Origin of the sequence: Bradyrhizobium sp. (assembly GCF_019244115.1) — a bacterium.
Taxonomy (GTDB): Bacteria; Pseudomonadota; Alphaproteobacteria; order Rhizobiales; family Xanthobacteraceae; genus Bradyrhizobium.
Genome location: NZ_JAFATE010000909.1, coordinates 1 through 9,279, shown reverse-complemented (window position 1 = coordinate 9,279; position 9,279 = coordinate 1). Strand labels below are relative to the sequence as shown.

General features: G+C 64.5%; 11 protein-coding genes. 3 read left to right on the top strand and 8 right to left on the bottom strand.

Annotation, left to right across the window (positions count from 1 at the left end):
- The coding region (locus JOZ76_RS37735; protein WP_291706447.1) for an acetate--CoA ligase family protein at nucleotides 1-988 on the top strand (988 nt) is incomplete at its 5' end.
- 92 nt (nucleotides 989-1,080) lie between these two features.
- Here JOZ76_RS37735 and JOZ76_RS37730 read toward each other — a convergent pair.
- From JOZ76_RS37730 to JOZ76_RS37720, 3 genes are read right to left on the bottom strand one after another with little or no spacing between them, the layout of a single operon-like run.
- Complete coding sequence (locus JOZ76_RS37730; RefSeq protein WP_291706446.1) at nucleotides 1,081-1,881, bottom strand: enoyl-CoA hydratase/isomerase family protein; 801 nt, start codon at nucleotides 1,879-1,881, stop codon at nucleotides 1,081-1,083.
- A 16-nt stretch (nucleotides 1,882-1,897) separates the two neighbouring features.
- A complete protein-coding gene (locus tag JOZ76_RS37725) occupies nucleotides 1,898-3,058 on the bottom strand; it encodes an acyl-CoA dehydrogenase family protein (protein WP_291706445.1) in 1,161 nt (386 codons plus the stop codon).
- Between the two features lie 27 nt (nucleotides 3,059-3,085).
- Complete coding sequence (locus tag JOZ76_RS37720; protein ID WP_291706444.1) at nucleotides 3,086-4,150, bottom strand: acyl-CoA dehydrogenase family protein; 1,065 nt, start codon at nucleotides 4,148-4,150, stop codon at nucleotides 3,086-3,088.
- 262 nt (nucleotides 4,151-4,412) lie between these two features.
- On the opposite strand from JOZ76_RS37720, the gene JOZ76_RS37715 reads away from it, so the two are divergent.
- Nucleotides 4,413-5,195: an SDR family NAD(P)-dependent oxidoreductase gene (locus JOZ76_RS37715; protein WP_291706443.1), complete on the top strand. Its 783-nt coding sequence runs from the start codon at nucleotides 4,413-4,415 to the stop codon at nucleotides 5,193-5,195.
- Between the two features lie 39 nt (nucleotides 5,196-5,234).
- Here JOZ76_RS37715 and JOZ76_RS37710 read toward each other — a convergent pair whose 3' ends face one another.
- Entirely contained in the window at nucleotides 5,235-5,510 is a 276-nt protein-coding gene (locus JOZ76_RS37710) for a GlsB/YeaQ/YmgE family stress response membrane protein (RefSeq protein WP_291706442.1), read from the bottom strand.
- A 42-nt stretch (nucleotides 5,511-5,552) separates the two neighbouring features.
- Nucleotides 5,553-6,104 (bottom strand): YidB family protein, encoded by a 552-nt coding sequence (locus JOZ76_RS37705; protein WP_291706441.1) that lies wholly within the window; start codon nucleotides 6,102-6,104, stop codon nucleotides 5,553-5,555.
- Nucleotides 6,105-6,278: 174 nt separating this feature from the next.
- Between JOZ76_RS37705 and JOZ76_RS37700 the strand changes: the two genes are divergently transcribed.
- Nucleotides 6,279-6,497 carry a hypothetical protein gene (locus JOZ76_RS37700; RefSeq protein ID WP_291706440.1) on the top strand — a complete coding sequence of 73 codons (219 nt, stop codon included), beginning with the start codon at nucleotides 6,279-6,281 and terminating at the stop codon, nucleotides 6,495-6,497.
- A 54-nt stretch (nucleotides 6,498-6,551) separates the two neighbouring features.
- On the opposite strand, the gene JOZ76_RS37695 is transcribed toward JOZ76_RS37700, so the two are convergent.
- The 3 genes from JOZ76_RS37695 to JOZ76_RS37685 all read right to left on the bottom strand — a co-directional run.
- On the bottom strand, nucleotides 6,552-7,232 hold the full coding sequence (locus JOZ76_RS37695; protein WP_291706439.1) for a hypothetical protein: 681 nt from the start codon (nucleotides 7,230-7,232) through the stop codon (nucleotides 6,552-6,554).
- Between the two features lie 527 nt (nucleotides 7,233-7,759).
- Nucleotides 7,760-8,662, bottom strand: a complete 903-nt coding sequence (locus JOZ76_RS37690) for a M28 family peptidase (RefSeq protein WP_291706448.1) — start codon at nucleotides 8,660-8,662, stop codon at nucleotides 7,760-7,762.
- 58 nt (nucleotides 8,663-8,720) lie between these two features.
- Nucleotides 8,721-9,279: fused MFS/spermidine synthase (locus JOZ76_RS37685; protein ID WP_291706438.1), on the bottom strand; the 559-nt coding region annotated here is incomplete at its 5' end.

Genomic DNA, 9,279 nt, shown 5'->3' with positions numbered 1-9,279 from the left:
GAGCATCGACCTGCTCGCCGCTTCCGATGAGGTCGACGCCATTCTCGTGGTGCTGTCGCTGTCGAGCGATGTGCGGATGCCGTTCAAGGAGATCGAGCTGAAGCCGCTGATCGCGGCGCAGAAGAAGCCCGTCCTGTTCTATTCCTATACGCTGCCCTCCGATTTCGCGCGCCGGACGCTCGCCAGATCCAATGTGGTCGTGTTGTCGGGGCTGACTCATGCCGCGGTCGCATTGCGCCAGCTCGTGCGCTGCGCCCGGTTCGAGCTTGCGGCGGCGGCCGACGAAACGCTGCTGCCGCCGCGCGATCTGTCGGCATATCTCGATGCGCCGGCGCTGTCGGAACATGACAGCAAGACGTTTTTGCGCGCGGCTGGCATCGCCGTGCCGGCGGAGGTTCTGGCGACCGAAAAGGACGGGCTCGACGCGGCGGTTGCCCGCGTTGGTCTTCCGCTTGCGATGAAGATCCAGTCGCCGGACCTTGCTCACAAGAGCGAGGTCGGCGGCGTGCGGCTCAACATCACCAGCAAGGGCGAGGCGTTCATGGCCTGGCAGGCGCTATTAGATAATAGGCGCCGGCATCGGCCGGACGCGGCCATTCAGGGCGTGCTGCTCGCGCCAATGGCGAAAAAGGGCGTCGAGATCATCGTCGGCACACTGCGCGATGCGACGTTTGGCCCGATGGTGATGGTAGGTTTTGGCGGCGTCACGACGGAACTGTTTCGCGATGTGGTGTATCGCCCCGCGCCGGTCTGCGCCGACGAGGCTGTCGCAATGCTTGACGAGCTGAAGGCAGCGCCGCTGTTGCGGGGTTTTCGCGGCGCGCCAAAAGCCGATGTCGCGGCATTGGCGCGGCTGATCGCACAATTGTCGTTGCTCGCCGCGCGATTGCGCGACGAGGTCTCGGAAATCGAGCTCAACCCGGTGCTGGTGCACCCGGAAGGGCAGGGCGTCACCATCGTCGACGCGCTGGTGGTCAGGAAATCGTAAGGTGCGCAAAGGCGCTCCCGCGCCGTGCCGACCATGTACTGACGACGTCACGCAGACTGGTAGGCAGGCTTCGCTTTCTCCCCCACATTGTCTCACCGCCCCCTGAAATTTGCGCTGCGGCGTTCGGCGGTGGCTTTCACGCCCTCCTTGAAATCCTCTGTGGCGCGCAATTTCGTCTGCTCGACGAGCTCGTGATTGGTCGCGGCCAGCACGCGCTCGGCAAGGCCGGCGCGCATCGTGGCTCGCGTTGACACCAGCCCGAGCGGCGAGCATTCCGCGATCTCCCGCGCGAGCTTCATCGCCGCATCCCGCACCTGGTCTTGCGGCACCAATTCGTTAGCGAGCCCGCAGCGATAGGCCTCCTCGCCGGTGACGCGGCGGCTGGTATAAAACATCAGTTCGGCATTGTTCTTGCCGATCAGCTCGGGCAGCGTCGCCGTGAGTCCAAAGCCCGGATGAAAGCCGAGCTTGGTGAAATTGGCCGAGAAGCGCGCTTCCGGGCAGGTAACGCGAAAATCCGCCGAGACCGCCAGGCCCAGCCCGCCGCCGATCGCGGCGCCATGGACGGCCGCGACGATCGGCTTCTTGTTGCGGAAGATGCGCACGGCCTGCACATAGAGATGGTTGATCGGCAGGTTCGCGGCCGGATCGTCCTTGGCGCGGGCCTCCTGCTCCTGGCGCGCCGGATCCGAGAAGTTTGCGCCGGCGCAGAACGCCTTGCCCTGCGCCGCAAGCACCGAGGCGCGGATCTCGATGTCGCGGTCGAATTCGTCCAGCGCATCCGCGATCTGGTTGATCAGCGAAACGTCGAAGAAATTCAGCGGCGGCCGTCTGATCTCGATGAGGCCGACATGGTCATGTGTCTCGACGCCGATATCCGTGAACGTGGTCATAAGCTGTCCTCGCTGATTACCGCAATCCGAGCCCACGGGCGATGATGCCGCGCAGCACCTCCGTTGTGCCGCCCTGGATGGTCAGTTTTGGTGCAGTCTTGATCGCAAACGCAAGCTGGGCTTCCAGCGTCTCGCGGTTTCCCGCATCCTCCTCGACGAAGGCGGCGAGCTCGCGCACCCGATGCGGCAATTGCTGCTCCCACACGGTGCCGATGTCCTTGACGATGGATGCCTCCACCACCGGTTCCTTGCCGGCCTGCAGCATGCCGGCGACCGACACCGACATGCGCCGCATCGTGTGCAACTGGGCCACCAGCCGGCCGATGCCCTCGGCGCTGCGGGTATCCGGCTTGTCGCCGACCGCGCGCACGAGCTCGGTGAGCACGTAATAGGTTTCGAGGAACCGCTCCGGCCCTGAGCGCTCATACGCGAGCTCGGATGTGGCCTGTTTCCAGGCGCCGTCGATCTCCCCTAACACATGGTCGTCGGGAATGAAGTGATCCGTGAACACCACCTCGTTGAACTCGAACTGGCCGGTGATCTGCTCGATCGGATTCACCTTGATGCCGGGCTGCTTCATCTTGACCAAAAACTGGGTCAGGCCGTGGCGGCGGTTCTCCTTGGTCGGCTGCGAGGTGCGGAAAATCGCGATCATGTAGTCGGCGATATGCGCCGAGGACGTCCAGATCTTGGTGCCGTTGATCAGGTAACCGCCATCAGTTTTGGTGGCGCGGGTCTTTGCCGCGAACAGATCGGAGCCGGAGTTCGGCTCGCTCATGCCGATCGAGAAGCATAATTCACCGCGGCAGATGCGCGGCAGGATGTCCATCTTGACGTGCTCAGGCGCGTATTTCAGCAGTATCGGGCCGCTCTGCCGGTCGGCGACGAAGAAGCGGCGCGTCGGCGCGTTGGCGACCCGCATCTCCTCGGTCACCACATAGCGTTCCAGGAACGAACGCTCGTGGCCGCCATATTTTTTTGGCCAAGTCATGCCGATCCAGCCGCGCTCGCCGACCCTGCGACAGAACGCCGGCACGTCGATATCCTCGCGGTTCGGCTTGAATGGGTTGAAGGTGCCGCCCGCGATTTCCTCGGCGAGGAAGGCGCGCACTTCCTTGCGCAGTTGCTCGCATTCGCCCGGCAGGCGGATCGGATCGAAACGAAGGGCAGCGGTCATGGACGATCTCGATGGTGTTGCATGCTTCTACCGGGAGGCGACCAGCGGCCACAATTCGTCGGCGCCTCGCGCGACGATGCGGTTGCCGAGTTCGACGGCCCAAAAGCTCTCCGAGCCGAAATCGTCGCGCCAGGCAAGCGCGCGGAGCGAATAGCGATGCAGGATGTGCTCGATGGTGAAACCGATCGCGCCATGCACCTGATGCGCGATCGCGCCACCTTTTTCGGCTGCCTCCGCGCAGCGGATTTTTGCCGATACCGCCTCGAGGAAAACGGCGTCGTCGAACGCGCTCGCGCTGGCAATCGCGTCGGCTGCCGAGGTGGCCGCGGCCAATGCAGCGGCGGATTCGCCGGCGAGTTTTGCGAGATTGTGCTGCACCGCCTGGAATTTGGAAATCTTCTTCTCGAAGGCGACGCGCTCGTTGGAATATTTCACGGAGATGTCCAGCATCGATTCCAGCGCGCCGGCGATCTGCAGTGAGCGCACCACACCGCCCATCAGCATCAGCGTGGTCTGGTCGAAACCCGCAGGCGCAGGTTTGCTGATTTTGGGCGCCACGTTATCGAAGATCACGGTGTCGCTGTGGTCGCCGCCGAGATTGAGCCCACTCTCGATGCGAAGCTCCGCCGCATCCACCAGCGCGATCGAGATGCCGCCGACGCCATGCGCCAGCACCGCAACATGCTTGGCGGCTTTAGCAAACGGCACGCCCCGTGCGCGGCCCGACAGCATGCCGTCGGGATTTTGTGTGATGCGGTCCTTGGGGCCTGCCGGCGCAACCGTCATCTCGCCGCCGGGAGACGCGATGTTCGCTTGGGCCAGCAGCCAGCCGGCCAGCATGGTCTCCGCCAGCGGCACGGCAAGCGCAAAGCGGCCGGCGGCGCCGAGCACGGCAAAGCCGTCGGCGAGGCTTGCGCCCGCGCCGCCGAGTTCCTCGCTTACCCAGGCGAGCGGCAGCCCGGCGTCAGTGAGCGCCTGCCACAGCGGGGCCGTCCACGCGCCCGTCTTGTCGTGATTGATCTCTTGCGCGTCGGCGAGATCCGCAAAGATCTTTTCGGCTGTCTCGATGACGATATTCTCACTCTCCGCCACGGCGCTCCTCGTCTCGTCAGCGCGTCCGGCCGGCTTGTTCATTCGTGAGGCGGGCGCGATCTTGTTCTTGGCAATGCATGATGGGGAAAAGCGCATCCCCTGACAAGCGTCGCGCCCGGCATGGCGGCATGCGGCCTGTCGCGGCCAATTCCGCAGTGCGAAGTATGGATTTCCGCGCGGCGACGTTTTCCAGAAATCTGCAGTGATCCGCCCGCCCGATGTGGTAATTGATCGCGGGTTCGAAACAGGTGAGGAAACGGTGATGTCGAAGGATGGTTTGTGCGCGATCGTAACCGGCTCGGCATCGGGTCTTGGCGCGGCGACGGCCGCGATCCTGGCCAAGAGCGGCGGGCGCATCGTCGTGAACTACGCGTCGAGCAAGACCGAGGCCGAGCAAACCGCGGACCTCTGCCGCGAGGCCGGCGCCGAGGTCGTCGTGGTGCAGGGCGACGTCGCGCGCGACGAGGACTGCAAGAGGATCGTCGCAGCCGCCGCGCCCTGGGGACGGCTGGACGTGCTGGTCAACAATGCCGGGACCACCAAGCACGTCGCTCATGCCGATCTCGACGGGTTGTCGGCGGAGGATTTCCAGCGCATCTACGCCGTCAATGCCATCGGCCCCTTCCAGATGATCCGGGCCGCGCGCGCCCTCCTGGAAGAAAGCGCCAACGCATCAGGCCGCGCGGCGGCGGTGGTCAACGTGTCGTCGATTGCGGGAATTTCCGGCAACGGCTCCTCGGTGGCGTATGCCGCGAGCAAGGGCGCGCTCAACACCATGACCTTGTCGTTGGCGCGTGCGCTGGCGCCAAAAATCCGCGTGAACACGATCTGCCCGGGCTATATCGATACCGGCTGGTTCACCAAGGGCCGCGGCGAGGCCGGCGCCAAACAAGTCCGCGACGCCGTCGTGGCGCGGGTGCCGCTCAAGATCGCCTCGTCGGCGGACAATATTGCGCAGCTGGTCTGCTTCCTGGCTTCGCCGGCGTCAGGGAGCATGACCGGCGAATGCGTACGCATGGATGCGGGCATGCATCTGAGCCAGTGATTGACGATAATGCGCTCGGAATGACGGCGACCGTACCAGTCACCGGTTGTAGTCGCGCAGCATTCCGCTAGCCACCAGTCGGCTCCAGATGAACAGCACCACAACCGCGCCGATGGTGGCGGTGATGAAGCCCGCGCCCTGATCGGGCCCATAGTGCCCGACCGCCTGACCGACCAGGGTTGCGAGGAACGCGCCGGCAATGCCTAGGATCGTGGTCAGGATGAAACCGGTCGGATTGTTGGGCCCCGGCGAGATCAGGCGGGCGAGAATGCCCGCGATGAAGCCGACGATGATGACCCAGATAATGCCGCCCATGTTCGTCCTCCTTCGAAATAGCACCTTTGAGAAAGCGCGACCTCAGAGCCGGCCCGCGAGTTCGTTCTCGGTCGGCAGCCGGCCGTTCGGTGTCAGGTGATCGACAGCCTGCGGCAGATACTGGCTGAGACCCTGCAGCAACTGGTCGCGCGACATTCCGCTTTGCGACGCGATCTGATCGAGCTGGTCAGCGCCGAGCGCTTTTGACAGATCATCGGGCGACACCGGCTTGTTCGCGCCGCTGCCGACCCACGAGTTGGCGGCGTCGCCGAGCCCGCCCTGCTGCAACTGTTTCATGAGGTCGCCGAGGCCGCCGGTGAGCGCGCCGCCCGCCGCGCCGCCAGCGAGCAGGCCGCCAAGGCCGCCGGCAAGGATATTGCCGAGCCCGCCGCCTGGGCTTGCGGGGGCGGGCGCCGGTGCCGGTGCGGCTTGCGTGCCGGACTGGCTGCCGCTGAAATGCTTGACCGCCTTCCACGCCAGCAGGGCAAGGATCGCCATGGTCATCGGCGACATGCCGCCGTTGGACTGCGTCGAGGGATGGCTGGGGCCGTGCGGGCCGTTCTGCATGCCGTTGAGGACGTCGAGTAAGCCCATCGCTATCTCCCAATGTCAGCCCCCGAAAAACACCGGAAACATATTGGCCGCCCATGTCGGTTACAAGGCGCGGTCGGCGGAGACGGCATGCCATTTGACGCCGTCCGTCTTGCAACCGCGACGATGTGGCGCGACGTTCCGACTTCAGCGAGAGACGATCAGGGGAGTGTCGGGATGAAACCCATTGCGATGGTTCTGGTTGCCCTGGCGTGCGGTGCCGCGCTGTCGCGGGCCGACGCCGCTCCGCCGACGGTGACGCCTTCGCCCGGCTATGATGCACGGCTAAAGGAGGAGCGCGCGGCGCGATCCGCGCAGCCGCGATACGAGGGCTTGCCGCAAGCCGCGGTCCGCCTGCATTCGCAGCGGATCCGCCATCATCGGCACACGCGCTGACACGAGCTATGCCGGAATGATCGCGCCGGGTCGCCGGTCGATCGCGATCTCGCGCTAACGCAAGGTTCGGGTCGGTGTTGGCGGACCGGCGGTGCCTTCGTTGGGCCGGTTCGAGGTCAGGTTGAACCACTTGGTCAGCTTGCTGAGCCCTTCGGAAAAGCGCGTCCCGTCGAAAAACGAGTAGGGACATTGCAGATTCTTGTCGTGATACTTGAGCTGGCAGGCGGCGGCGAGCGCCGCGGCCATCTGCGCCTTGGTCGGCCGGGGTGGCGGCAGCGGGACCCGCTCGACATCGCCGCTCAGCGAGGCCGGCTGAGCCTGCTCCTGATCCTGCTCCTGTTCGAGCTGGATCTGCTGCTGCTGTTGCTGGGCCGCGAAAGCGGCGGCGATGTTCTTGCGCCGCTGCTTCTCGAGGAAGAGGGCATATTGCTCGTCGATATATCTCTGCTCTTCGGCGGTCGGATTGGGGCCGGCAATGTCGAAGGTGCGGTCCTGCATGAAGTCGTAATAGCTGTAGCCGCCGCTCGCCTTGCGCCGCCCTGCGAACTTCGCGTTGCATTCCGCCAGCGCGTCGGTCCGCGCTTCCTTGGCCGTCAGCTTTTCCGCGTTGTCCGCACAGTCCTCGAAGTCGGCGGGGGCGCGCGACCACCACTCCGCCGAGACCCGACCGGGCTGGAGCGCAGCAAAGCCGGCCGTCGCGCAGACAAGGAGCACGGACTTACGCAGAACAATCACAGAAACTTCCCCGCTGAGTCGAGCAAACGATTGCCACGAATTATTACCATTTTACGGCGGTATTTCGGCCCGGTCCTGATGTTTTCCCGAAGCTGCCGCCAGGATTCTTTTTTAGGCCGTCGATCTTAATTTGTCGCGTGCCGAACTGCATCACTCGACCGCAATTTGCCCAGGCGAATCGCGCGTCGGGTATCATCCTGCCGTCGCGCGTCGGTTGCAAGTCCTTCACTGCCGAACGCTCCATTCGCCTTGTTTTCACAAGGTGATTGACATCGTCATCCTTTGCCTTGCTCCACTGATACAACCCTCGAACGCAATCGTCGCTGCAATCCGATCCAACCGATCGGAACCCGCAAGGTGCTCGTCGCGGGTCTTGGCGAAGGCGGCTTCGCGCATCCAGGCTCGGCGCCAGCCTTGACGAAAAAAGCCAGCTCCAGCTTTCCCGCTCGCCCTTATATCGCCCGACCATGAACCGCGTGCGAAGCTTTGCCAAGGACTGCTCTCCATAGGAGCCGGCGGGAACAGCCTCACGGCAGATAGAGGTAGCGCAGCAGCGTGCGGCCGACCGCCTCCAGGCTCTCCGCCGAGCATTTGTCGAACGTGTCCTGCGATGTGTTGAAGTAAGGCTCGTACTCGAAATCGATCACCAGAAAGCTCGAGATGCCGGCCTCGTTGAGGGCGGTGTGGTCGTCGCTGATCGGATAGGTGATCTTGCTGCTGAAGGCTTTTGGCGCGATCGCGGCGCCGAGCTCCCAGAACGTCTTCACCTCCGCCGGCGCGGCCTTGACCGAAGACGCCTCGGGCATCAGCAAAATGTCTTTCTTGCAGACCATGTCGAAATCGACGGCCTTGTCCGGTTTTCGGTTCGGATAATAATCGTTCAGATGCTCGACGAAATGCGGCGAGCCGATCGGATGCCAGTCCGGATCGCCGGCGCCGAGCGATTTCGGTCCCTCCTCGCCGTCGAAGAAGATCAGGTCGATCCCGACCGGCGGCTGCGGGGAGGCCGACAGCACCCGCGCGGTCTCGAGCAGCAGGGCGACGCCCGAGGCGGAGTTGTTGGCGCCAGGCATGGCGGCTTGTGGGTTCCTGGCATCGCGATAGGCCCTGATGATGCTGTCGTAATGGGTCGCAACGATCACCCGGCGCGGATTCTCCGGGTTCAGCCGCGCAATGATGTTGAACAGCGCGAGCGGCTTGCTGGTGCCGCGGTAGACGAAGTCCTGGGTCGTCACCGAAGTGAGGCCGGATTTGGCGAGCTCTGCCTTGATGTAGTCGATGGTCCTCTGGTGGCCGGGCATGTCCATGGAGCGCGGCGTAAAACGCAGCTGCGCCTCGATATGGGCCATCGCGCGGCTTCCGTTCCACAGCGAGACGTCGACATCCGCATGCGCGGCGGGCGGCAGCGACAGCACGAGCGCGACGGCCATGGCGAGCGATCGAAAATGCTGGAGCTTCACGGCGGGCCTCATGGCAGTCCCGGTCGGATCAGAATGTTCTCTTGCCGGCCGGCAGAAACAGGATGCCGGCGCAGCAGGCAAGGACGATGGCAAAGACATAGGTGATGGACCGCGAGCCGATGGTCGGGATCAGCGTAAAGGTCGTGAACAGCGTGCCGACCACATTGCCGATGGTTGAGACGCCGTAGACGAGGCCCGACACACGCCCGGCCTCGGCCGCGGTTCGGGTCAGGATCGCGACCGCGATCGGCGAGAAGGTGCCGAGCAGCGACAGCGGCACGAGCAGCAGCGCGGTCGAGGCGAGCAGCGTCGCTGTGGGACCATCGCCCAGACTTTCCAAGATGCCCGACATCACGGGATCGGCCAACAAGGGCACAAAGGCGAGATAGGCGGCCGCGATCAGGATGGCGAGCGCGATGGTGCGGGGGGTACGGAGCCGGTCGTCGAGCGCGCTGGCGCCGAAATAGCCGATCGCCAGTGCGCAGAGCACGGTCGAGATCAGGCTCGCCCAGGTGCCGATGCTGCCGCCGAAATAGGGGAACAGATAGCGGCTGCCCAGCATCTCAAAACCCATCAGCACGCCGCCG

Bases quoted from the DNA above. Each gene is read 5' to 3' on its own strand.
- JOZ76_RS37690 (WP_291706448.1), bottom strand. From the start codon at position 8,662: ATGGCCGTCGCGCTCGTGCTGTCGCTGCCGCCCGCCGCGCATGCGGAT.
- JOZ76_RS37710 (WP_291706442.1), bottom strand. From the start codon at position 5,510: ATGGGCGGCATTATCTGGGTCATCATCGTCGGCTTCATCGCGGGCATT.
- JOZ76_RS37730 (WP_291706446.1), bottom strand. From the start codon at position 1,881: ATGACCACGTTCACGGATATCGGCGTCGAGACACATGACCATGTCGGC.
- JOZ76_RS37715 (WP_291706443.1), top strand. From the start codon at position 4,413: ATGTCGAAGGATGGTTTGTGCGCGATCGTAACCGGCTCGGCATCGGGT.
- JOZ76_RS37705 (WP_291706441.1), bottom strand. From the start codon at position 6,104: ATGGGCTTACTCGACGTCCTCAACGGCATGCAGAACGGCCCGCACGGC.
- JOZ76_RS37700 (WP_291706440.1), top strand. From the start codon at position 6,279: ATGAAACCCATTGCGATGGTTCTGGTTGCCCTGGCGTGCGGTGCCGCG.
- JOZ76_RS37725 (WP_291706445.1), bottom strand. From the start codon at position 3,058: ATGACCGCTGCCCTTCGTTTCGATCCGATCCGCCTGCCGGGCGAATGC.